Here is a 23,312-nt window from a genome sequence, read left to right as displayed (position 1 = left end):
ATGAGCCTTTTCAGGTTCTGGCACGGGGCCGCACGGGTCCCGTACCGGTGATTTCTTGGGTCGTGCCTCAAGCAGAGAGGGCATGAGACACAGCCACCCAGCCTACCAGCGGCCCACCGAGTGGCCCAAACCCGTCGTCGGTCCCCACCCGTGGGACCATGGAGGCTACGTATCGATCCGACCCGAGGCATAAGGCGCCTCAAGAGACAGGACCCTGCGTGCCCGCGACCCCTAACCATGTGCCCGAGCCGAGCCGTACCGACCCGGCGCTGATCCGCAATTTCTGCATCATCGCGCACATCGACCACGGCAAGTCCACACTCGCCGACCGGATGCTCCAGCTGACCGGTGTGGTCGAGCAGCGGCAGATGCGTGCTCAGTACCTCGACCGGATGGACATCGAGCGTGAGCGCGGTATCACGATCAAGTCCCAGGCGGTGCGCCTGCCGTGGGCTCCCACCCACGACCCAGGCAACACGCACATCCTCAACATGATCGACACGCCGGGGCACGTCGACTTCACCTACGAGGTCTCGCGGTCGCTCGCCGCCTGCGAGGGGACCGTCCTCCTCGTGGACGCCGCCCAGGGCATCGAGGCGCAGACCCTCGCCAACCTGTATCTGGCGATGGAGAACGACCTCACCATCATCCCGGTGCTCAACAAGATCGACCTGCCGGCCGCCCAGCCGGAGAAGTTCGCCGAGGAGCTCGCCAACCTCGTCGGCTGCGACCCCGACGACGTGCTCAAGGTCTCCGCCAAGACCGGCCTCGGCGTGGAGGCGCTGCTCGACAAGGTCGTGGCCGAGTTCCCCGCCCCGGTCGGCGTCAAGGACGCCCCCGCGCGCGCCATGATCTTCGACTCGGTCTACGACTCCTACCGCGGTGTCGTGACGTACGTCCGTGTCATCGACGGGCAGCTCAACAAGCGCGAGCGCATCAGGATGATGTCCACCGGCGCCACCCACGAGCTGCTGGAGATCGGCACCAACTCGCCCGAGATGCTCCCGGCGGACGGCCTCGGCGTCGGCGAGGTGGGCTATCTGATCACCGGTGTGAAGGACGTCCGCCAGTCCAAGGTCGGTGACACCGTCACCAGCCAGGCCAAGGGCGCCACGGAGCCCCTCGGCGGCTACAAGGACCCCAAGCCGATGGTCTTCTCGGGGCTGTATCCGCTGGACGGATCCGACTACCCCGAGCTGCGCGAGGCCCTCGACAAGCTCCAGCTCAACGACGCCGCGCTCGTCTACGAGCCGGAGACCTCCGCCGCACTCGGCTTCGGTTTCCGCGTCGGCTTCCTGGGCCTGCTGCACCTCGACGTGATCCGTGAGCGGCTGGAGCGCGAGTTCGGGCTCGACCTGATCGCCACCGCCCCGAACGTGGTCTACCGCGTACTCATGGAGGACGGCACCGAGCACACCGTCACCAACCCGAGCGAGTTCCCCGAGGGGAAGCTCAGCGAGGTGTACGAGCCGGTCGTGCGGGCCACCATCCTGGCGCCGAGCGAGTTCATCGGGTCGATCATGGAGCTGTGCCAGACCCGGCGAGGCACCCTCCTCGGCATGGACTACCTCTCCGAGGACCGGGTCGAGATCCGTTACACCCTCCCGCTCGCCGAGATCGTCTTCGACTTCTTCGACCAGCTGAAGTCCAAGACGCGCGGCTACGCCTCCCTCGACTACGAGCCCACGGGTGAGCAGACCTCCCAGCTCGTCAAGGTCGACATCCTGCTGCACGGTGACAAGGTGGACGCCTTCTCCGCCATCACACACCGTGACCAGGCGTACGCGTACGGCGTGCGGCTCGTGGCCAAGCTCAAGGAGCTGATCCCGCGGCAGGCCTTCGAGGTCCCCGTGCAGGCCGCCATCGGCTCCCGGGTCATCGCCCGCGAGACCATCCGCGCCATCCGCAAGGACGTCCTCGCCAAGTGCTACGGCGGTGACATCTCCCGCAAGCGGAAGCTGCTGGAGAAGCAGAAGGAAGGCAAGAAGCGGATGAAGATGGTGGGTTCCGTGGAGGTTCCGCAGGAGGCCTTCATCGCGGTCCTCTCCAGCGATGACAGCGCGGGGTCGGCCAAGGGCAAGAAGTAACCACCGGTAATAAGAGGTGGCGTCCGCAAATCGGGTGCAAGAGGGGCTCGTCGTGCGAAAGTGCGGCGGGCCCCTACGCGCGCGTAGCGTCGCTCTCTGTATGAAATGACATGCCGCCGCCCCTTACGCGACGGCCCGTAGCGCTTTACTCTGATCCCTGCTCGATAGTTACTCACGAGTTAAACAAGTGGCCGAACCACTGCCGTGAGTCACCCAAGCCGCAACTGACAGCCGCACCGCCGCGGGCCCCGGAGGATGTCGTGAGCGACACACAGACACTGATCGAGAACCGTCCGCCGTCCGTCGCGGCCCTCTTCCTGGAACGCGTCGACGCCACACCGGACGCCGAGGCGTACCGCTACCCCGTGCCGCCGGCGTCCGGGCAGGGCCCCGACGACTGGAAGTCGCTGAGCTGGGGACAGACCGCCGAGCGCGTCCACGCGATCGCGGCCGGTCTCATCGAGCTGGGCGTGCGGCCGGAGCAGCGGGTGGCGCTGTCCTCCTCGACCCGGGTCGAGTGGATCCTCGCCGACCTGGGCATCCTGTGCGCCGGTGCGGCCACGACCACGATCTACCCGCAGACCAACGCCGAGGAGTCGGCCTTCATCCTCTCCGACTCCGAGAGCCGGGTGCTGATCGCGGAGAACGCCGACCAGCTCGCCAAGGCGGTCGAGAAGCGCTCCGAGCTGCCCGAGCTGCACCACGTGGTGGTCATCGACCCGGCCGGCGTCGAGACCGGCGACTGGGTGCTCACCCTCGCCGAGCTCGAGCAGCGCGGTGCCGCGTACCTGGAGAAGCACCCCGAGCTGATCAAGGAGCGGGTCGGCGCCATCACCAAGGACCAGCTGGCGACGCTGATCTACACCTCCGGCACCACCGGCCGCCCCAAGGGCGTCCGCCTCCCGCACGACAACTGGTCGTACATGGCGAAGGCGACCGCCGCGACCGGGCTGATCAGCGCCGAGGACGTGCAGTACCTGTGGCTGCCGCTCGCGCACGTCTTCGGCAAGGTGCTCACCTCCGGGCAGATCGAGGTCGGGCACGTCACCGCCGTCGACGGCCGCGTTGACAAGATCATCGAGAACCTGCCGGTGGTGCAGCCGACCTACATGGCGGCCGTCCCGCGCATCTTCGAGAAGGTCTACAACGGCATCGCCGCCAAGGCCCGCGCCGGCGGACCCGCCAAGTACAAGATCTTCCAGTGGGCCTCCCAGGTCTCCCGCGAGTACGCCAAGGTCTCGCAGGACAACTTCCGCCGCACCGGCACCCACTCCGTGCCCTTCGGCCTCGGCGCCAAGCACAAGGCCGCCGACGCGCTCGTCTTCGCCAAGATCCGCGAGGCCTTCGGCGGCAGGCTGCGGGCGTGTGTGTCCGGGTCGGCAGCCCTGGCCCCCGAGATCGGCTACTTCTTCGCCGGCGCCGGCATCCACATCCTGGAGGGCTACGGCCTCACGGAGTCCTCGGCCGCCTCCTTCGTCAACCCCGGTGAGGCCTACCGCACCGGCACGGTCGGCAAGCCGCTGCCCGGCACCGAGGTGCGCATCGCGGAGGACGGCGAGATCCTGCTGCGCGGCCCGGGCATCATGCAGGGCTACCACGGGCTCCCCGAGAAGACCGCGGAGGTCCTGGAGTCGGACGGCTGGTTCCACACCGGCGACATCGGCGAACTGTCGCCCGACGGCTATCTGCGCATCACCGACCGCAAGAAGGACCTGATCAAAACCTCGGGCGGCAAGTACATCGCGCCCGCCGAGGTCGAGGGCCAGTTCAAGGGCGTGTGCCCGTACGTCTCCAACATCCTCGTGCACGGCGCCGACCGGAACTTCTGCACCGCCCTCATCGCCCTCGACGAGCCGTCGATCCTCGAGTGGGCCAAGGAGAACGGGCTGGAGGGCAAGTCGTACGCCGAGGTCGTCGCCGCGCCGGTCACCGTCGAGATGGTCGACGGCTACGTCAAGGAGCTCAACACCGGCCTTCAGCGCTGGCAGACCATCAAGAAGTTCCGCCTCCTGCCGCGCGACCTCGACGTCGAGCACGGCGAGATCACCCCGAGCCTGAAGCTGAAGCGGCCGGTGGTGGAGCGGGAGTACAAGCACCTCATCGACGAGATGTACGCGGGGTCGCGGGAGGCGTAGGTCCCGCGCACCCGGCGGGTTCACCCGTCTCGGTCACCAGTTGGCGCAGTTCCCGGACCTCCGCGCGCAGACGCTCCAGTTCCAGCGTCTTGCGGTGCAGGTCCAGGAACACGCTGACCTTCGCCCGGAGCACCCACGGGTCGAACGGTTTGGTCATGTAGTCCGCCGCTCCCGTCGCGTAGCCGCGGAAGGCGTAGCCGGAGTCGTCCTCCACGCCGGTCAGGAAGATGATCGGGGTGTTCTTGGTCTGGTCGAGTCGCTTGATGTTGGCGGCGGTCTCGAAGCCGTCCATGCCGGGCATGCGGATGTCGAGGAGGACGACGGCGAAGCGGCGGCGGAGCAGGGCCTTGAGCGCCTCTTCGCCGGAACGCGCGCGGACCATGGGTTCGTTGAGGGAGCCCAGGACGGCCTCCAGCGCGGTCAGGTTGTCCTCCATGTCGTCGACCAGGAGGATGCCGCCGCCGGGTATGGTCTCGAAACTCATGGTGTCGGTGCCTCACCTGGTCCGTTCTCGGCCGGAGCCGCGCCCTCCGGGTCCAGCAGCGCGCAGACCACGGTGAGCAGGCGGTCGACGTCCACCGGCTTGGGCACGTAGTCGTTGGCGCCGCGCGCGATGGACTTCTCCCGGTCGCCGGGCATGGCCTTCGCGGTCAGGGCGACGATGGGCAGGCCCGCCCAGCGGGGGGTGCGGCGGATGGCGGAGATCGTCTCGTAGCCGTCCATCTCCGGCATCATGATGTCCATCAGGACCAGTTCTACGTCCGGGTGGTGTTCGAGCGTCTCGATGCCCTCCCGGCCGTTCTCCGCGTACAGCACGGGCATGCCGACGCGGCCCAGGACATGGGTGAGCGCGAAGACGTTGCGGATGTCGTCGTCGACGATCAGCACCCGCCGGCCGGGGAGCACCTGCCCGGCGCGGCCCGTCTGCCACGCCTCCAGCTGGGCGGGCGCGGGCCAGGAGTCGTCCGCCGCGTAGGGCTCCGCCGAGGGCGGTTCCGGCACCCGGTCGTCCGCCGCCGGGCCCGCCACCGTGTGACCGGGGCCGGCGACGGGGACGTACAGCGTGAAGGTGGACCCCTTGCCGGGTTCGCTCTCCGCGACGATCCGGCCGCCGAGCAGGCCCGCGATCTCCCGGCTGATGGAAAGGCCGAGTCCCGTGCCGCCGTACTTGCGGTTCGTCGTGCCGTCGGCCTGCTGGAACGCCTCGAAGATCACCGGGAGTTTCTCCGGGGCGATCCCGATGCCGGTGTCGCTGACGGCGAACGCGATCACCTCGTCGCTGTCGCGGACGTACCGGTGCTCCGGGTCCTGCATCCGGTTCACCCGCAGCTCGACCCGGCCCGCCGCGGTGAACTTGATCGCGTTGGACAGGAGGTTCTGCAGGATCTGCTGCAGGCGCTGCTCGTCCGAGTACATCTCCCGGGGGACCGCCTCGCCGACCGCGATCTCGAACGCGAGCCCCCGGTCGATGGTGAGCGGGCGGAAGGTGGCGTGGACGTAGTCCAGCAGTTTGATCAGCGGCAGCCGCTTCTGGCGGACGTCCATGCGGCCCGCCTCGATCTTCGACAGGTCCAGGATGTCGTTGATCAGCTGGAGCAGGTCGGAGCCGGAGCGGTGGATCGTCGTCGCGAACTGGACCTCCTGGTCGGAGAGATGGCCGTCCGGGTTGTCGGACAGCAGCCGGGCCAGGATCAGCAGCGAGTTCAGCGGGGTGCGCAGCTCGTGCGACATGTTCGCCAGGAACTCCGACTTGTACTGCGAGGACGTCGCCAGCAGCGCGGCCTTCTCCTCCAGTTCCGCGTTGGAGCGCTGCAACTCCGCCTGCTGCTTCTGGAGTTCGTCGGAGCGCTCCTGGAGTTGCGTCGCCAGCCGCTGGGACTGGCCGAGCAGGGACTCCGTACGGGAGTTGGCGATGATCGTGTTGATGGCGACGCCGATGGTGTTCACGAACTGGTCGAAGAACGCCAGGTGCACATCGGAGAAGCGGGAGAAGGAGGCGAGTTCGATCACGCCGAGGAGCTTGTCCTCGAAGAGGATCGGGATGATGACGATGGTGGTGGGGGCCGCCTCGCCCAGACCGCTGTTGATCTTGATGTAGTCCGGCGGGGCCTCCTCCACCAGGATCCGCTTCTTCTCCCGGGCCGCCTGGCGGACCAGGCCGTGCACCGGCAGACCGCCGGTCTCCACGGTCGCGCCCTCCGCCGACCCGTACCCGGCGATGAACGCCAGCCCCTTCGCGGGCACGGTGCTGCGCACCGCCGGGTCCTCCTCCGGGCTGGCCAGGTAGAACGCCCCGTACTGGGCGTTCACCAGCGGGGTGAGCTCCCGCAGGATCAGGTCGGCGACCTCCATCAGATCCCGGTGGCCCTGCATCAGCGCGGCCAGCCGGGCCAGGTTGGACTCCAGCCAGTCCTTGGCCCGGGTGGTCTCGCGCAGGTTGGCCACCATCAGGTTGATGTTGTCCTTCAGCTCGGCGACCTCGCCGCGCGCCTCCACGGTGATCGAGCGGGACATGTCGCCCTGGGCGACCGCGGAGGCGACCTCGGCGATGGCGCGGACCTGGGTGGTCAGGTTCGACGCGAGCTCGTTCACGTTCGTCGTCAGGCGCTTCCAGGTGCCGTACACGCCCTCGACCCGCGCCTGACCGCCGAGCCGGCCGTCGCTGCCGACCTCGCGGGCCACGCGGGTGACCTCGGAGGAGAAGGAGGACAGCGTGTCGACCATGGTGTTGATGGCGGTCTTCAGCTCCAGGATCTCGCCCCGGGCGTCCACGTCGATCTTCTTGGACAGATCGCCGTTGGCGACGGCCGTGGTGACCTGCGCGATGTTGCGGACCTGCGAAGTGAGGTTGTCCGCCATCGAGTTGACGTTGTCGGTCAGGTCACGCCAGACCCCCAGGACACCCAGCACCTGGGCCCGCCCGCCCAGCCGGCCGTCGGTGCCCACCTCGCGGGCCACGCGGGTCACCTCGTCGGCGAAGGCGCGCAGCTGCTCCACCATCGTGTTGACGGTGTCCTTGAGTTCGAGGATCTCACCGCGCGCGTCGACGGTGATCTTCTTCGACAGGTCCCCGTTGGCGACGGCGGTGGTCACCTGGGCGATGTTGCGGACCTGCGAAGTCAGGTTCAGCGCCATGAAGTTGACGTTGTCGGTGAGTTCCTTCCAGACACCCGAGACGCCCCGGACCTGCGCCTGACCGCCGAGGTTGCCCTCCGTGCCGACCTCGCGGGCGACCCGCGTGACCTCGTCGGCGAAGGCGGAGAGCTGGTCCACCATCGTGTTGATCGTCGACTTCAGCTCCAGGATCTCGCCCTTCGCCTCCACCGTGATCTTCTTGCCGAGGTCGCCCTGCGCGACGGCGGTCGAGACCAGCGCGATGTTGCGGACCTGCGAGGTCAGGTTGTCCGCCATGAAATTGACGTTCTCCGTCAGGTCCTTCCACACCCCGGACACCCCGCGCACCTGCGCCCGCCCGCCCAGATTGCCCTCGGTGCCGACCTCGCGGGCCACGCGCGTGACCTCGTCGGCGAAGGCGGAGAGCTGGTCGACCATCGTGTTGATCGTGGACTTCAGCTCCAGGATCTCGCCCTGCGCGTCGACCGTGATCTTCTGGCTCAGGTCACCGTTGGCGACGGCCGTGGTCACCTGGGCGATGTTGCGGACCTGCGAAGTCAGGTTCGACGCCATGAAGTTGACGTTGTCGGTGAGGTCCTTCCACACCCCGGACACACCCCGCACCTGCGCCCGGCCGCCCAGCCGGCCCTCGGTGCCGACCTCGCGGGCGACCCGGGTGACCTCGTCGGCGAAGGCGGACAGCTGGTCCACCATCGTGTTCACGGTGAGCTTCAGCTCAAGCAGCTCGCCGGTCGCCTCCACCGTCACCGTCCGGGTCAGATCGCCGCGCGCCACCGACGTGGTCACCAGGGCGATGTCGCGGACCTGCGCGGTCAGCCGGGCCGCCATCGTGTTGACCGCCTCGGTCACGTCCCGCCAGCTGCCCGACAGCCCCCGCACCTTCGCCCGCCCGCCCAGCCGCCCCTCGGTGCCGACCTCGCGCGCCACCCGGGTCACCTCGCCGGTGAACAGGGACAGCTGGTCGACCATCGTGTTCACCGCCCGGCCGAGCCGCCGCAGATCACCCCGTAACTGACGGCTGCCGTCGTGCAGATCGACCCGCTGGGTCAGATCGCCCCCGGCCACCGCGTCCAGCACGCGCGTGGCGTTGGCCGCCGGGGCCACCAGGGCGTCCAGGATCTGGTTCACGTCGTGCACCCGGGACGTCCAGGCACCCTGCCCCGGGCTCGCCGAGACCCGCTCGTCGAGCCGGCCGTGCCGCACCAACTCCCGCTTCACCCTCCGCACTTCCGAGTTGAAGTGCACACTGCGGTCCATGATCTGGTTGTAGACCGCGACGAGTTCGGCGACGATCCCGTGACCCGTCTCCGGTACCTTCGTGAAGTCACCGTCCCGGGCGGCGGTCATCGCGGCGAGCAGCGGCCCCAGTTCGGACGTACTCGGTCCGGACGCGCACGGCTCGGACGCACGTGGTTCGGGCGCACGAGGTTCGGATGCTCGGACTTGTGCCGTTTTCTGTCCATCTTCGAGCACACGCGTGCCAGTGTTCTCACTCATGGCGGCCCACTTCGGTGACTCGGCGCTTATGGGCGCAGCCAGTCTGTCACTCTGTCCGCAGTCACCGAGACGCATTCGTCTGAACTTCGTCCGATCTGCTCGGGAGGCCGGCCATGGGCGCCATACCGACGCAACGGGAAACCGTCCCCCGTGTCTCCGACGTGCCCGCGCACGGGGGCGCGGGGGAGTGTACGCAGATGTGCGCGACCCTTCCCGGAAGCCCCCTCGCGCCCGGATCCGCCCGCGCACTGCTGCGCGCGGCGCTCGCCGAGTGGACCGACCTCGGCCTCGCGCTCTCCCAACGGCTCGCCGACGACGCCCTGGTGGTCGTCAGCGAACTCGTCACCAACGCCGTCGTGCACGCGGGCACCGACGTCGAGCTGATCTGCCGTCTGGAGGAGAGCGGCGCGCTCGTCGTCGAGGCCTGCGACCACCACCCCTCCCGCGCCCCGCGCCGCGGCGGCACCGAGTCGCCGCACGAGCCCCCCGAGTACGGGCGCGGCCTGCGCCTGGTCGCCACCCTCGCCGAGGCCTGGGGCGTCACCTACCGCACCGGCGCCAAGACGGTCTGGGCGCGGCTGCCCGCCGAGGACAGGCCGGCCGCGGAGGAACCCGAGGCCTACGCCGCCGAACGCGGTCTCGAGGTCGCCGGGATCCTCGCCTTCGACCCGCCCCCGTTGTCCACCGCACTCGAGCGGGGCGACCCCCACCGTGCCGAACGCGACCGCGAATGGCTCGGCCGGGGCGCCCTGTCCTTCCTGGCCGAGGCCTCCGACCTGCTCGCCGGACAACTCGACGAGAACCTCGTCGCCGCGCTCACCGGACAGCTGCTCGTGCCCCGGCTCGCCGACTGGTGCGCGGTGTGGCTGGAGGACGAGTCGACCGTGACCGGGACGGCCGGGCCCCGGCTGGCACGGGTGTGGCACGGCAGCGAGAACCGCATCGAGGACCTGCGCCGGGCCCTGGAGAAGGACCCGCCGTGCCCCCGGGACGGGCTGCGCTCCGGCCCCGAGCCCTACCCCTGGCCCGGCGAGGCGCTCGGCCCGCACGGCACGGACGGCTCCGCGCTGGCGTACCGGCTCATCGCGGGCGGCCGGCCGCTGGGCACGCTGGTGATCGGGCGGTGCGGACCGCAGGCCTTCCCCGACGAGATCACCGGCCTGGTCGAGGACCTCGGCCGCCGGGTGGCGCTGGCCATCGGCGCGGCCCGCCAGTACGCCCGCCAGGCCACGATCAGCGCCGTGCTCCAGCGCGGGCTGCTGCCCGGCGCGGTCGCCGAGATCCCCGGCGTGAGCAGCGCACTCGTCTACGAGCCGTGCGACAAGGGCGGCCCCAGCGGCGACTTCTACGACCTGTTCCCGGCGGGCGACGGCCGCTGGTGCTTCGCGATCGGCGACGTACAGGGAAAGGGGCCCGAGGCCGCCGTGGTGATCGGGCTCGCCCGTCCCTGGCTGCGGCTCCTCGCCCGTGAGGGCTACCGCGTCGCCGATGTCCTCGACCGCCTCAACCAGCTCCTCCTGGACGACGCCACCGAGGCCGCCGACGCCGCCGCCCGCGCCCTGGTCGCCGCCGGCGGCGGCCCCGTCGCCCCCGGCGACGGCCCGCAGACCCGCTTCCTCTCCCTGCTGTACGGCGAACTCGCCCCCTTCGACGGCGGCATCCGCTGCACCCTCGCCTCCGCCGGGCACCCCCTGCCGCTGCTCCTCGGACCCGACGGCCGGGTCCGTACGGTCGCGAAGCCGCAAACGCTGCTCGGGGTCATCGAGGACGAGACGTACACCAGCGAGACCTTCGAGCTGCGCCCCGGGGACACCCTGCTGTGCGTCACGGACGGGGTGACCGAGCGCCGCTCCGGCTCCCGCCAGTTCGACGACGGCGACGGGCTCGCGCAGGCGCTCGCGGGCTGCGCGGGACTGAGCGCCGAGCTGATAGCGGAGCGCATCCGCCGGCTGGTGCACGAGTTCGGCGGCGGTCTGCCGGAGGACGACCTGGCGCTGCTGGTGCTGCAGGCGGAGTAACCCCGCCGGTACGGGACAATGGAGGGCATGCCCTCCGCACTCCCCGACGGCGAGCCCGTCCCCGCCGACGGCGCCCTGCCCGCGTCCGCGCTCGCCGGGGCCGCCGACCGGCCCCTCGGCTTCTACCTGCACGTCCCGTACTGCGCGACCCGCTGCGGCTACTGCGACTTCAACACCTACACCGCCACCGAGCTGCGCGGCACCGGCGGCGTGCTCGCCTCCCGCGACAACTACGCGGACACCCTGACCGACGAGGTCCGCCTGGCCCGCAAGGTGCTCGGCGACGACCCGCGCGAGGTCCGCACGGTGTTCGTCGGCGGCGGTACGCCCACCTTGCTGGCCGCCGACGACCTGGTACGGATGCTGGGCGCGATCCGCGACGAGTTCGGGCTCGCGCCCGACGCGGAGATCACGACCGAGGCGAACCCGGAGTCGGTGGACCCGGCGTACCTCGCGCGGCTGCGGGAGGGCGGCTTCAACCGGATCTCCTTCGGCATGCAGAGCGCGCGGCAGCACGTGCTGAAGGTCCTCGACCGGACGCACACCCCCGGCCGCCCGGAAGCCTGCGTCGCGGAGGCCCGTGCGGCGGGCTTCGAGCACGTCAACCTGGACCTGATCTACGGCACCCCGGGCGAGTCCGACGACGACTGGCGGGCTTCGCTCGACGCGGCCCTCGGCGCCGGCCCCGACCACGTCTCCGCCTACGCCCTGATCGTCGAGGAGGGCACCCAGCTGGCCCGCCGCATCCGCCGGGGCGAGGTCCCGATGACCGATGACGACGTCCACGCCGACCGCTACCTGATCGCGGACGAGCGGCTGTCGGCGGCCGGCTTCGACTGGTACGAGGTCTCCAACTGGGCCACCTCCGAGCCGGCCCGCTGCCTCCACAACGAGCTGTACTGGCGGGGCGCCGACTGGTGGGGCGCGGGACCGGGGGCGCACTCGCACGTGGGGGGCGTCCGCTGGTGGAACGTGAAGCACCCGGGGGCGTATGCGGCAGCGCTGGCCTCCGGTCACTCACCGGGCGCCGGGCGCGAGCTCCTGTCCGACGAGGACCGCCGGGTGGAGCGCATCCTGCTGGAGCTGCGGCTGCGGGAGGGGGTGCCGGTGTCCTTGCTGAAGGAGGACGGGCTCGCGGCATCGCGCCGGGCGCTGGCGGACGGGCTGCTGGAGGCGGGGCCGTATGAGCAGGGGCGGGCGGTGCTGACGCTGCGGGGGCGGCTGCTGGCGGACGCGGTGGTGCGGGATCTGGTGGACTGATCACTCCGGCGAGTGAATCCCCCCGGAACTCCGGTTCGGTCCCTAACCTGGTGCATAGGCTGCCGCCGACAGGACGCGGCGGATGTGGAGGCCACGGAGATGACCGCTGTGGACGAGCGTGGGATGACCAAGTACTTCGAGGAGCTTCAGCCCCCCGAGGGTGTCAGGGTCGAGCTTCTCCGGGGGGAAATCGTGATGATGGCCAGCCCTGATCTTGTGCACAACATGATCGTGGAAGACGTGCTGGACCAGATCCCACGTAAGCGGTGGTCTCGCCTGCAGACCCAGGACGTCGACATCCTCGATGAGGCCAGTGAGCCAGTACCGGACTTGGTGGTTCTCGAGCGGGAGGCCAGGCCCGCCTCGGGCCGTCTGCTGCCGTCCTCATTGGTCACGATGGTCATCGAGGTCGTCTCCAAGACCAGCGTCCAGCGGGACTACGAGATCAAGCGGTCGATTTATGCAGCCGGCAAGGTGCCTGTCTACCTCATCGTGGACCCGGTCATGGCCCAGTGCGTCCTATTGACGAGGCCTGTCGGGAAGGGAGACGCCGCCGACTACCAGCGGCAGCAGGTCACCAAGTTCGGGGCGCCCCTACCGCTGGAGGAACTCGGGCTCGAACTCGACACCACCGAGTTCGGAACGTTCTCCAACGTCAGGCCCCACCGCTATCCGTAACGAAGTCGATCAGCTCCTCCACCCGCCCCAGGAGCTCCGGCTCCAGGTCCTTATAGGACCCCACCCGCTTCAGGATCGCCGTCCACACCGCCCCGGTGTTCTCCGACGGCCAGCCCAGTGCCCGGCAGACCCCCGTCTTCCAGTCCTGCCCCTTCGGCACCCTCGGCCACGCCTCGATCCCCAGGGCGGCCGGCTTCACCGCCTCCCAGATGTCGATGTACGGGTGGCCGACGACCAGCGCGTGCTCGCTCGTGACCGACTCGGCGATCCGCCACTCCTTCGTGCCCGGCACCAGGTGGTCCACCAGGACACCCAACCGCGCGTCCGGCCCCGGGCCGAACTCGGCAACGATGGCGGGAAGGTCGTCCACGCCCTCCAGGTACTCCACGACCACGCCCTCGATGCGCAGGTCGTCGCCCCACACCTTCTCGACCAGTTCCGCGTCGTGCCTGCCCTCGACGTAGATGCGCCCGGCGCGGGCCACGCGCGCGCGTGCGCCCGGGACGGCGACCGAACCAGAGGCGGTACGGGTGGGACGTACCGGAGCCGACGACGACGGCCGCACCAGCGTGACCACCCTGCCCTCGAGCAGGAACCCGCCCGGCTCCAGCGGAAACACCCGGTGCTTGCCGAAGCGGTCCTCCAGGGTCACCGTGCCCGCCTCGCAGCGGATCACCGCGCCACAGAAGCCGGTGCCCGGCTCCTCCACGACAAGACCGGGCTCCGCCGGGACTTCCGGGACGGGCTTGGGCTTCTTCCATGGAGGGGTCAGGTCGGCGGAGTACTGGCGCATTCGGCAGACGATAGGAGAAGCCGTACCGCCATCAGGGCGACACGCCGAAACGCGCCGCGAGCTCGTCACGCTGCCGCCGCACGAACGCCGCGTCCACCACCGCTCCGTGACCGGGCACGTACAGCGCGTCCTGGCCGCCGAGGTCGAGCAGCCGGTCGAGGGCTGCGGGCCACTGGGACGGTACGGCGTCGGGCCCGGCCTGGGGTTCGCCGGACTCCTCGACCAGGTCACCGCAGAACACCACCTCGGGCTCGCCGGGAGCCGAGCCGGGGACGAGGACCGCGAGGTCGTGGGCGCTGTGCCCCGGGCCCACGTTGGCCAGCAGCGCCTGCCGCCCGCCGCCGAGGTCGAGGGTCCACTCGCCCGAGACCAGATGGCGGGGCACGGGAAGAGCGTCCACCGCCTCGTCCGCCTCCGCCACCGGCAGGCCCTGCCGGACGGCGTCCAGGCGGAGCTCCGCGCGCTCGTGCGTGAACAGCGCGTCCATGCCCACCGCCGCGAACACCTCCGCGCCCGCGAAGGCCGCCGCACCGAGCACATGGTCGAAATGGGGGTGGGTGAGCGCGAGATGGGTCACACGGCCCCCGGCCAGCTCCTCCGCCTGCGTGCGCAGGCGCGCGCCTTCGGCGAGACTCGACCCCGCGTCCACCACGAGCGCCGTACCCTCGCCGAGGACCAGCCCCGTCGTGCAGTCCCAGCCCGGCAGCCGGACCCGTCCCACCCCGGCGGCCACCCGTTCCCACCCCAGCTCTTCCCAAGTCACGGTCATACCGCGACGCTAGCGGGTACGAGGACACCCAGGCACGGCGGCACGAACCGGCCTTGCCCGGGGTGTACCCCACGGCCGTACACTGGGCCGGGGAATGCTGGCACTCGCAAGCGCAGAGTGCCAGGCGAAGGGCCCGAGGGCCGCAGGGGACGACTTTCTGGAGGTGTGCGCGGATGCTGAGTGAACGCAGGCTGCAGGTGCTGCGCGCCATCGTCCAGGACTACGTCGGCACCGAGGAGCCCGTCGGCTCGAAGGCGCTCACCGAGCGGCACGGCCTCGGCGTCTCCCCGGCCACCGTCCGCAACGACATGGCGGCCCTGGAGGACGAGGGGTACATCGCCCAGCCGCACACCAGCGCCGGGCGCATCCCCACCGACAAGGGCTACCGGCTCTTCGTCGACAAGCTCGCGGGCGTCAAGCCGATGACCGCCCCCGAGCGGCGGGCGATCCAGAACTTCCTCGACGGCGCCGTCGACCTCGACGACGTCGTGGCCCGCACGGTGCGGCTGCTCGCGCAGCTGACCCGGCAGGTCGCGGTCGTGCAGTACCCGTCGCTGACCCGCTCGACCGTGCGGCACGTGGAACTGCTCTCGCTCGCCCCCGCGCGCGTGATGCTCGTGCTGATCACGGACACCGGCCGGGTCGAGCAGCGGATGGTCGACTGCCCGGCCCCGTTCGGCGAGGCATCTCTGGCGGACCTGCGCGCGCGGCTGAACAGCCGGGTCGCGGGCCGCCGGTTCACGGATGTGCCGCGGCTGGTCGAGGACCTCCCCGAGGGCTTCGACACAGAGGATCGCGGTACGGTCTCGACCGTGCTCTCCACTCTGCTGGAGACACTCGTCGAGGAGAACGAGGAGCGGCTGATGATCGGCGGTACCGCCAATCTCACCCGCTTCGGACATGACTTTCCCCTCACTATCCGGCCGGTGCTCGAGGCACTGGAGGAGCAGGTCGTCCTGCTCAAGTTGCTGGGCGAGGCGAAGGATTCGGGCATGACCGTGCGCATCGGCCACGAGAACGCCCATGAGGGACTCAACTCCACGTCGGTGGTGTCGGTCGGTTACGGTTCGGGCGGCGAGGCGGTTGCCAAGCTCGGCGTGGTCGGACCGACCCGCATGGACTACCCGGGAACGATGGGAGCGGTACGCGCAGTGGCACGGTACGTCGGACAGATCCTGGCGGAGTCGTAAGTGGCCACGGACTACTACGCCGTTCTCGGCGTGCGCCGCGACGCGTCGCAGGAAGAGATCAAGAAGGCCTTCCGTCGGCTCGCCCGCGAGCTGCATCCGGATGTCAATCCTGATCCGAAGACGCAGGAGCGGTTCAAGGAGATCAACGCCGCCTACGAGGTGCTGTCGGACCCGCAGAAGAAGCAGGTCTACGACCTCGGCGGCGACCCGCTCTCGCAGTCCGGCGGCGCCGGCGCGGGCGGCTTCGGGGCCGGTGGTTTCGGCAACTTCTCGGACATCATGGACGCCTTCTTCGGTACGGCGTCCCAGCGCGGCCCGCGCTCGCGCACCCGGCGCGGCCAGGACGCGATGATCCGCATCGAGGTCGAGCTGGACGAGGCTGCCTTCGGCACGACCAAGGACATCCAGGTCGACACGGCGGTCGTCTGCAACACCTGCAGCGGCGAGGGTGCCGCGCCGGGCACGACCGCGCAGACCTGCGACATGTGCCGCGGCCGCGGTGAGGTGTCCCAGGTCACCCGGTCGTTCCTGGGCCAGGTCATGACCTCGCGCCCCTGCCCGCAGTGCCAGGGCTTCGGCACGGTCGTGCCGACGCCGTGCCCCGAGTGCGCCGGTGACGGCCGCGTCCGCTCGCGCCGCACCCTGACCGTGAAGATCCCGGCCGGTGTCGACAACGGCACCCGCATCCAGCTCGCCGGCGAGGGCGAGGTCGGTCCGGGCGGCGGTCCCGCCGGTGACCTGTACGTCGAGATCCACGAGCTGCCGCACTCCACGTTCCAGCGGCGCGGCGACGACCTGCACTGCACGGTCACCATCCCCATGACCGCGGCGTGCCTCGGCACCAAGGTGCCGCTGGAGACGCTGGACGGCCTGGAGGAGGTCGACATCCGCCCGGGCACCCAGTCCGGCCAGTCGATCCCGCTGCACGCCCGCGGCGTCACCCACCTGCGCGGCGGCGGCCGGGGCGACCTCATCGTCCACGTCGAGGTCCAGACCCCGACCAAGCTCGACCCCGAACAGGAACGCCTCCTGAGGGAACTGGCCAAGCTGCGTGGGGAGGAACGCCCGCAGGGGCAGTTCCAGCCGGGGCAGCAGGGGTTGTTCTCGCGGTTGAAGGATGCGTTCAACGGGCGCTGAGGCCCCGATTTATGGTCTCTGACCCCTGACAATGCCCCTGGCATATGTCAGGGGAAGCCCGGATTCGGACTTGTTCGGAGGACGTGACAACATGCCGTCATGTCCTCCGCACTGACCGATCTCTTCGCATATCCGATCGTGCAGGCCCCCATGGCGGGCGGTGTCTCCGTGCCGCAGCTCGCCGCCGCCGTGTCCGAGGCGGGGGGCCTCGGGTTCCTGGCCGCCGGGTACAAGACCGCCGACGGCATGTACCAGGAGATCAAGCAGCTGCGGAGCCTGACCGGCCGCCCCTTCGGCGTGAACCTCTTCATGCCGCAGCCGGAGTATGCCGAGTCCGGTGCCGTCGAGGTCTACGCCCATCAGCTGGCCGGCGAGGCCGCCTGGTACGAGACCGAGCTCGGGGACCCGGACAGCGGCCGGGACGACGGCTACGACGCCAAACTGGCCGTGCTGCTGGACAACCCGGTGCCGGTGGTCTCGTTCCACTTCGGCGTGCCGAGCCGGGACGTGCTCGACTCGCTGCGCCGGGCCGGCACCCTCACCCTGGTCACCGCGACCACCGCCGAGGAGGCCCTCGCGGTGGAGCGGGCCGGGGCCGACGCGGTCATCGCGCAGGGCGTGGAGGCCGGCGGCCACCAGGGCGCCCACCGGGACGTCCGGGAGACCGACGGCTCCGGGATAGGCCTCCTCTCGCTGATCGCGCAGGTCCGCGAGAGCGTGAGCATCCCGATCGTCGCCGCCGGCGGCATCATGCGCGGCAGCCAGATCGCCGCGGCCAGGGCGGCCGGCGCGAGCGCGGCCCAGCTGGGCACCGCGTTCCTCGCCACCCCCGAGTCCGGCGCGAACGCCCTGCACAAGCAGGCGCTGACCAACCCGCTGTTCGCCCGCACCGAGCTGACCCGCGCGTTCTCCGGCCGTCCCGCCCGCGGCCTGGTCAACCGGTTCCTGCGCGAGCACGGCCCGTACGCCCCCGCCGCCTACCCGGAGGTCCACCACCTCACCTCGCCGCTGCGCAAGGCCGCCGCGAAGGCCGGTGACGCGCAGGGCATGGCGCTGTGGGCGGGCCAGGGACACCGGATGGCGCGCGACCTGCCGGCCGGGCAGCTGGTCGAGGTGCTGAACGCCGAGGCCGAGGCGGCGACGGCGGCGTCGGCCCAGGGCGGTGCCCGGTGACCGCGCCGGTCTTCGTGGTCGACTCCCTTCAGGGTGTGGGCCCCGGCTCGGTCATCGACGTGACGGGCCCCGAAGGGCGGCACGCGGTCTCCGTACGACGGCTGCAGCCCGGCGAGGACGTGGTGGTCACCGACGGGCAGGGCCGCGGGGCGGCCGGGGTCGTCCTCAGCGTGGAGGGCAAGGACCATCTGGTCGTCGAGCCCTTCGAGTTCCCGGTGGAACCCGAGCCCAGCCCCCGTATCACCGTCGTCCAGGCCCTGCCCAAGGGCGACCGCGGTGAGCTCGCCGTGGAGACGATGACCGAGACCGGGGTCGACGCGGTCGTGCCCTGGGCGGCGTCCCGCTGCATCACCCAGTGGAAGGGCGAGCGCGGTCTGAAGGCGCTCGGCAAGTGGCGCGCCACCGCCCGCGAGGCCGGCAAGCAGTCCCGGCGGCTGCGCTTCCCGGACGTCGCGGACGCGGCGACGAGCAAGCAGGTTGCCCAGCTTCTCGCCAAAGCCGACTTCGCCGCCGTCCTGCACGAGGACCGGGACTACCCGAGCGAGCCGCTGGCCACCGCCGAACTTCCCGCCGAGGGCGAGATCGTGCTGGTGGTCGGACCCGAAGGAGGCGTCTCTCCAGAGGAGTTGGCGCTCTTCGAGCAGGCGGGCGCGAAGGCGTACCGGCTCGGGCGTACCGTACTGCGTACATCGACCGCCGGGACCGCGGCGGCGGCCCTGCTCCTGGGCCGTACCGGCCGCTGGTCCTGACCGCTGGGGGAAGACCGTGGAACTCGCCCAAGTACGGCTGCTGGTCAGCGACTTCGCCGCCTGCTACCGGTTCTACGCCGACGTGCTCGGCCTGAAGCCGCAGTCCGGCGCGACCGGGGGACCGTACGAGAAGTTCAGCCCGGCCACCGGCTCCGCCGGGATCGCGCTGCAGGACCGCTCGATGATGGCCGAGGTCCTGGACGAACTCGGCGACACCGCGACCGGCCACCGCTCCCTGGTGGTCCTGCGCGTCGACGACCTCGACGCCTACTGCGCGGAGATCGCCGGCCGCGGCGCCACCCTCCTGCACGGCCCGGCCCCCATGACCGAACGCATGCGAGTCGCCCACCTCAAGGACCCGGAGGGCAACCTGGTCGAACTCCAGGAGTGGCTGCTGCTGCGCACCTGACGACGACCGCCGGGAGCGCAGCCGCCCGTCGGGCACGAACCGGCCTGGTCGGCCCTCGGCGGGCCGAAGACCAGCCCGCCGAGCGGGCGTACGCGCCGTCCCCGTGACGGTGCCGCACCGTCCACCGGTGGATCGCCCCCTGGCCGTCGACGAGCTGTCTGACCCTGCGTTCACTGCGCACCGGGGCAGCCTGGGGACCGGAACACCGGAGAGACACTCGAAGGTGAGGCACCCGAACACTCGAGTGGCCATATGCGCCCTACCGCCCCGCTCCCGTCGGTGGCACTCTGCCCTGCATGGGGGCTTTCAGGCATATTCGGTACCGGCCCCGCCGGACGCGGGCGACGCGCGCGGCGGCCGTGGCGGGGCTCGCGGCGGTGGCCGTGGGCGGCGTCGTGGCGTGCCAGCCGACCGATCTGAGTTCGGCGTCGGTGGCGTACACGACGGACAGGACCGCGACCGCGGAGCTGGAGCGGCAGCACGTGAAGGTGCAGTGGCTCACCTGCACGGGCAGCTACGGAGGCAAGGGCTACACGCCGGGGAAGACACCGTCGCCGAGCGAGAGCACCGTCGTCACCGTCGACTGCCAGGGGCAGACGGACGACGGCCGGAAGATCACCGTCACCGGCAAGGTCACCAAGGCCGTCGACGGGGCGTGCGTGCGCGGCGATCTCACCGCGAAGGTCGGCGGCAAGCGGTGGTTCCACGTGGACGGGCTGGGCAACTGCGACGCCAAGCCCGGACCCACGTACACCCCGCCCGTCACCTACCGGCCTTCGAACGGGCAGCCCCGTCCCACCGTCACCGTCACGGTCACCAGGACCATCTGGTGCAAGGGCGACCCGACCTGCTGGCCCGTCGAGGGCAAGTGATCGGAAACCGGACCCGCGGACGCCCTCCGCTGCGTAGGGTGATCGCGTGACCCAGGGCGCATCCACCACAGCGGCAACCCCGGCATACCTCCGATTCCCGCATGCACAAGGCGAGTTGGTCGCCTTCACCGCCGAGGACGACGTGTGGCTCGCCCCACTCGACGGCGGGCGGGCCTGGCGGGTCAGCGCCGACAACGTACCGGTGACCCACCCCCGCATATCCCCGGACGGCACGACGGTCGCCTGGACCTCCACCCGCGACGGCGCCCCCGAGGTGCACGTCGCGCCCGTCACCGGCGGCCCGGCCAAGCGGCTGACACACTGGGGGAGTTGGCGCACCCAGGTGCGCGGCTGGACCCCTGACGGGCAGGTCCTGGCGCTCAGCACCCAGGGCCAGGCCAGCCTGCGCCGCAGCTGGGCCCACGCGGTCCCGCTCGACGGCGGACCCGCCACCGCCCTGCCCTACGGGCCCGTCGGGAACGTGGCGTACGGCCCGGCCACCGTGCTGCTGTCCGCGCCGATGGGCCGCGAGGCCGCCTGGTGGAAGCGCTACCGGGGCGGTACGGCGGGCAAGTTGTGGATCGACATCGAGGGCGACGGCGAGTTCGTACGGCTGCACGAGGAACTCGACGGGAACATCGAGTACCCGGTGTGGGCGGGGGAGCGCATAGCCTTCCTGTCCGACCACGAGGGCACCGGAGCGCTGTACTCCTCCCTCGCCGACGGCTCCGACCTGCGCCGGCACACCCCTCTCGAAGGCTTCTACGCCCGGCACGCCGGGGGCGACGGCACCCGCGTCGTCTACACCGCCGCCGGTGAACTGTGGCTCCTGGACGACCTGGACGGCGCCGAGCCACGGCGGCTCGACATCCGGCTCGGCGGGCCGCGCGTGGACCTCCAGCCGCACCCGGTGAACGCCGGCCGCTGGTTCGACTCCGCCGCCCCCGACCACACCGCGCGCGGCAGCGCCGTCGAGGTGCGCGGCGCCGTCCACTGGGTCACCCACCGCTCCGGACCCGCCCGCGCGCTCGCCGCGCGGCCCGGCGTCCGGGCCCGGCTGCCACGGGCCTTCCGCGCCGACGGAGAGGAATGGGTGGTGTGGGTGACCGACGCGGAGGGCGATGACGCCCTGGAGTTCGCCCCCGCCACCGGACTCGCGCCCGGCGCCACCCCCAGGCGCATCGCCGCCGGACAGCTCGGCCGGGTCCTGGAGCTGGCCATGGCCCCCGACGGCAGCCGGGCCGCCGTCGCCGCGCACGACGGACGGCTGCTGCTCGTCGAACGGGAGACCGGCGAGGTCCGCGAGGTCGACCGCAGCGAGGACGGCGACGTCTCCGGGCTGGCCTTCTCACCCGACTCGGCCTGGCTCGCCTGGTCCCACCCCGGCCCCCGCCCCCTGTCCCAGCTGCGCCTCGCCCACACCACCGACCTGTCGGTCACCGACGCGACCCCGCTGCGCTTCCAGGACTACGCGCCCGCCTTCACCCTCGACGGCAAGCACCTCGCCTTCCTCTCCGCCCGCGCCTTCGACCCGGTCTACGACGAGCACGTCTTCGACCTGGCCTTCGTGGTCGGCTCCCGCCCCTACCTGATCACCCTCGCCGCGACCACCCCCTCGCCGTTCGGCCCGCAGCGGCACGGCCGTCCCTTCGACGCGCCCGACAAGGACGAGACCCCGGACAGCGAGGGCACCCCGGCCACCCGGATCGACCTGGAGGGGCTCGCCGACCGCATCGTGCCCTTCCCGGTCGAGGCCGCCCGCTACTCCAACCTGCGCGCCGCCAAGGACGGGGTGCTGTGGCTGCGCCACCCGGTGCGCGGCGTCCTCGGCGCCTCCCGGGCCACCCCCGACGACCCCGACCCGAAGACCGAGCTGGAGCGCTACGACCTCGCCCAGCAGCGCATCGAGCACCTCGCCGCCGACGCCGACCACTTCGAGGTCAGCGGCGACGGCAAACGCGTCCTGCTGTGGACCGACGGCCGGCTCCGCGTCGTCCCCAGCGACCGGCGCGCCGGCACCGACGACGACGGCGACACCTCCGTCACCGTCGACCTCACGCGGGTGCGGCAGACCGTCGACCCGGCGGCCGAGTGGCGGCAGATGTACGACGAGACCGGCCGCATCATGCGCGACCACTTCTGGCGGCCGGACATGGGCGGAATCGACTGGGACGGCGTCCTCGACCGCTACCGTCCGGTGCTGGAGCGCGTCGCCACCCACGACGACCTCGTCGACCTGCTGTGGGAGGTGCACGGCGAACTCGGCACCTCGCACGCGTACGTCACGCCGTACGGCGCGTACGGCGGCGGCGCCCGTCAGGGGCTGCTCGGCGCCGACATCTCCCGGCACGAGGACGGCAGCTGGCGCATCGACCGCGTCCTGGCCGCGGAGACCTCCGACCCGAACGCCCGGGCTCCGCTCGCCGCGCCCGGCGTGGCCGTGCGCGCGGGGGACGCGATCGTCGCGGTCGGCGGCCACCCCGTCGACCCGGTGGCCGGCCCCGGCCCCCTGCTCGTCGGCACGGCGGGCAAGGCCGTCGAGCTGACCGTCTCACCGGCCGGCGGCGGCGAGCCGCGGCACGCGGTGGTGGTCCCGGTCGCCGACGAGGAACCGCTGCGCTACCACGCCTGGGTCGCCGGCCGGCGCGCGCACGTCCACGAGCGCTCCGGCGGCCGGCTCGGCTACCTCCACGTACCCGACATGCAGGCCCCCGGCTGGGCCCAGATCCACCGCGACCTGCGGGTGGAGGTGGCCCGCGAGGGAATCGTGGTCGACGTCCGGGAGAACCGCGGCGGCCACACCTCCCAGCTGGTCGTCGAGAAGCTGGCCCGGCGGATCGTCGGCTGGGACCTGCCGCGCGGCATGCGGCCCTTCAGCTACCCGCAGGACGCGCCCCGGGGCCCGGTCGTCGTGGTCGCCAACGAGTTCTCCGGCTCCGACGGCGACATCGTCAACGCGGCGATCAAGGCGCTCGGCATCGGTCCGGTCGTCGGCACCCGCACCTGGGGCGGCGTCATCGGCATCGACAGCCGCTACCACCTGGTCGACGGCACGCTGATCACCCAGCCCAAGTACGCGACCTGGCTGGAGGGTTACGGCTGGAGCGTGGAGAATCACGGCGTGGACCCGGACGTGGAGGTGGTCCAGCGCCCGCAGGACTGGGCCGCCGGCCGGGACGTCCAGCTGGACGAGGCGGTGCGGATGGCGCTGGCCGCGCTGGAGGACAACCCGGCGAAGACCCCGCCGTCACTGCCGGACCTGGACTGAGGGGGCCTTGCGCTATGAGCGTCCGATCAGGTCGCGTGGTCTGGTGCCGTGCATCGCAAGGCGCCGGAGAGCCCTGGATGGGGGTCCCCCCGCTCGAGCGGAGTCGAGAGTGGGGGAGGAGCTACTAGGGCTTTTCGGCAAC

At 71.2% G+C, this 23,312-nt stretch carries 16 protein-coding genes; 12 read left to right on the top strand and 4 right to left on the bottom strand.

Annotated features, from left to right (window positions below):
- Window positions 1–218 precede the first annotated feature (218 nt).
- Window positions 219–2,087 carry a translation elongation factor 4 gene (gene lepA / locus ACH45E_RS33730; protein WP_361451051.1) on the top strand — a complete coding sequence of 623 codons (1,869 nt, stop codon included), beginning with the start codon at window positions 219–221 and terminating at the stop codon, window positions 2,085–2,087.
- 260 nt (window positions 2,088–2,347) lie between these two features.
- Window positions 2,348–4,222 (top strand): long-chain fatty acid--CoA ligase, encoded by a 1,875-nt coding sequence (locus ACH45E_RS33725; protein ID WP_361451048.1) that lies wholly within the window; start codon window positions 2,348–2,350, stop codon window positions 4,220–4,222.
- Here ACH45E_RS33725 and ACH45E_RS33720 read toward each other — a convergent pair.
- Window positions 4,185–4,706: a response regulator gene (locus ACH45E_RS33720; protein WP_361451045.1), complete on the bottom strand. Its 522-nt coding sequence runs from the start codon at window positions 4,704–4,706 to the stop codon at window positions 4,185–4,187. The genes ACH45E_RS33725 and ACH45E_RS33720 overlap by 38 nt on opposite strands.
- On the bottom strand, window positions 4,703–8,704 hold the full coding sequence (locus ACH45E_RS33715; RefSeq protein ID WP_361451042.1) for a HAMP domain-containing protein: 4,002 nt from the start codon (window positions 8,702–8,704) through the stop codon (window positions 4,703–4,705). The genes ACH45E_RS33720 and ACH45E_RS33715 overlap by 4 nt, the downstream gene beginning before the upstream one ends.
- A 263-nt stretch (window positions 8,705–8,967) precedes the next feature.
- Between ACH45E_RS33715 and ACH45E_RS33710 the strand changes: the two genes are divergently transcribed.
- The 3 genes from ACH45E_RS33710 (at window position 8,968) to ACH45E_RS33700 (ending at window position 12,810) form a co-directional block, all read left to right on the top strand.
- Window positions 8,968–10,872 carry a SpoIIE family protein phosphatase gene (locus ACH45E_RS33710; RefSeq protein WP_361451039.1) on the top strand — a complete coding sequence of 635 codons (1,905 nt, stop codon included), beginning with the start codon at window positions 8,968–8,970 and terminating at the stop codon, window positions 10,870–10,872.
- Between the two features lie 27 nt (window positions 10,873–10,899).
- Entirely contained in the window at window positions 10,900–12,132 is a 1,233-nt protein-coding gene (gene hemW, locus ACH45E_RS33705) for a radical SAM family heme chaperone HemW (protein ID WP_361451036.1), read from the top strand.
- Window positions 12,133–12,231: 99 nt separating this feature from the next.
- A complete protein-coding gene (locus ACH45E_RS33700; protein ID WP_361451033.1) occupies window positions 12,232–12,810 on the top strand; it encodes a Uma2 family endonuclease in 579 nt (192 codons plus the stop codon).
- Here ACH45E_RS33700 and ACH45E_RS33695 read toward each other — a convergent pair.
- Together ACH45E_RS33695 and ACH45E_RS33690 are read right to left on the bottom strand one after the other, a co-directional pair.
- Complete coding sequence (locus tag ACH45E_RS33695; protein WP_361451030.1) at window positions 12,788–13,603, bottom strand: DUF3097 domain-containing protein; 816 nt, start codon at window positions 13,601–13,603, stop codon at window positions 12,788–12,790. The genes ACH45E_RS33700 and ACH45E_RS33695 overlap by 23 nt on opposite strands.
- Before the next feature lie 31 nt (window positions 13,604–13,634).
- A complete protein-coding gene (locus ACH45E_RS33690) occupies window positions 13,635–14,372 on the bottom strand; it encodes an MBL fold metallo-hydrolase (RefSeq protein ID WP_361451027.1) in 738 nt (245 codons plus the stop codon).
- 173 nt (window positions 14,373–14,545) lie between these two features.
- Here ACH45E_RS33690 and hrcA point away from each other — a divergent pair, with 173 nt between their 5' ends.
- The 7 genes from hrcA to ACH45E_RS33655 all read left to right on the top strand — a co-directional run bounded on the left by hrcA (window position 14,546) and on the right by ACH45E_RS33655 (window position 23,170).
- A complete protein-coding gene (hrcA, locus tag ACH45E_RS33685) occupies window positions 14,546–15,562 on the top strand; it encodes a heat-inducible transcriptional repressor HrcA (RefSeq protein WP_361451025.1) in 1,017 nt (338 codons plus the stop codon).
- Window positions 15,563–16,699 carry a molecular chaperone DnaJ gene (gene dnaJ / locus ACH45E_RS33680; RefSeq protein WP_361451022.1) on the top strand — a complete coding sequence of 379 codons (1,137 nt, stop codon included), beginning with the start codon at window positions 15,563–15,565 and terminating at the stop codon, window positions 16,697–16,699.
- Window positions 16,700–16,798: 99 nt separating this feature from the next.
- On the top strand, window positions 16,799–17,872 hold the full coding sequence (locus ACH45E_RS33675) for a nitronate monooxygenase (RefSeq protein WP_361451019.1): 1,074 nt from the start codon (window positions 16,799–16,801) through the stop codon (window positions 17,870–17,872).
- On the top strand, window positions 17,869–18,621 hold the full coding sequence (locus ACH45E_RS33670) for a 16S rRNA (uracil(1498)-N(3))-methyltransferase (protein WP_361451016.1): 753 nt from the start codon (window positions 17,869–17,871) through the stop codon (window positions 18,619–18,621). The genes ACH45E_RS33675 and ACH45E_RS33670 overlap by 4 nt, the downstream gene beginning before the upstream one ends.
- Window positions 18,622–18,637: 16 nt before the next feature.
- Complete coding sequence (locus tag ACH45E_RS33665; protein ID WP_361451013.1) at window positions 18,638–19,030, top strand: VOC family protein; 393 nt, start codon at window positions 18,638–18,640, stop codon at window positions 19,028–19,030.
- 296 nt (window positions 19,031–19,326) lie between these two features.
- A complete protein-coding gene (locus tag ACH45E_RS33660; protein ID WP_361451010.1) occupies window positions 19,327–19,902 on the top strand; it encodes a hypothetical protein in 576 nt (191 codons plus the stop codon).
- 46 nt (window positions 19,903–19,948) lie between these two features.
- Window positions 19,949–23,170: a S41 family peptidase gene (locus tag ACH45E_RS33655; protein WP_361451007.1), complete on the top strand. Its 3,222-nt coding sequence runs from the start codon at window positions 19,949–19,951 to the stop codon at window positions 23,168–23,170.
- Window positions 23,171–23,312: the final 142 nt, after the last annotated feature.

Source organism: Streptomyces sp. NPDC020299, assembly GCF_044387825.1.
Classification (GTDB): domain Bacteria; phylum Actinomycetota; class Actinomycetes; order Streptomycetales; family Streptomycetaceae; genus Streptomyces.
The sequence above is the reverse complement of the archived record's forward strand: the minus strand, read 5'-3'. Positions and strand labels throughout refer to the sequence as shown.

Coding starts and splice junctions, on each gene's coding strand:
- ACH45E_RS33720 (WP_361451045.1), bottom strand. CDS start 4,706: ATGAGTTTCGAGACCATACCCGGCGGCGGCATCCTCCTGGTCGACGAC.
- ACH45E_RS33715 (WP_361451042.1), bottom strand. CDS start 8,704: ATGACCGCCGCCCGGGACGGTGACTTCACGAAGGTACCGGAGACGGGT.
- ACH45E_RS33710 (WP_361451039.1), top strand. CDS start 8,968: ATGGGCGCCATACCGACGCAACGGGAAACCGTCCCCCGTGTCTCCGAC.
- hemW (WP_361451036.1), top strand. CDS start 10,900: ATGCCCTCCGCACTCCCCGACGGCGAGCCCGTCCCCGCCGACGGCGCC.
- ACH45E_RS33700 (WP_361451033.1), top strand. CDS start 12,232: ATGACCGCTGTGGACGAGCGTGGGATGACCAAGTACTTCGAGGAGCTT.
- ACH45E_RS33695 (WP_361451030.1), bottom strand. CDS start 13,603: ATGCGCCAGTACTCCGCCGACCTGACCCCTCCATGGAAGAAGCCCAAG.
- ACH45E_RS33690 (WP_361451027.1), bottom strand. CDS start 14,372: ATGACCGTGACTTGGGAAGAGCTGGGGTGGGAACGGGTGGCCGCCGGG.
- hrcA (WP_361451025.1), top strand. CDS start 14,546: ATGCTGAGTGAACGCAGGCTGCAGGTGCTGCGCGCCATCGTCCAGGAC.
- ACH45E_RS33675 (WP_361451019.1), top strand. CDS start 16,799: ATGTCCTCCGCACTGACCGATCTCTTCGCATATCCGATCGTGCAGGCC.
- ACH45E_RS33660 (WP_361451010.1), top strand. CDS start 19,327: ATGGGGGCTTTCAGGCATATTCGGTACCGGCCCCGCCGGACGCGGGCG.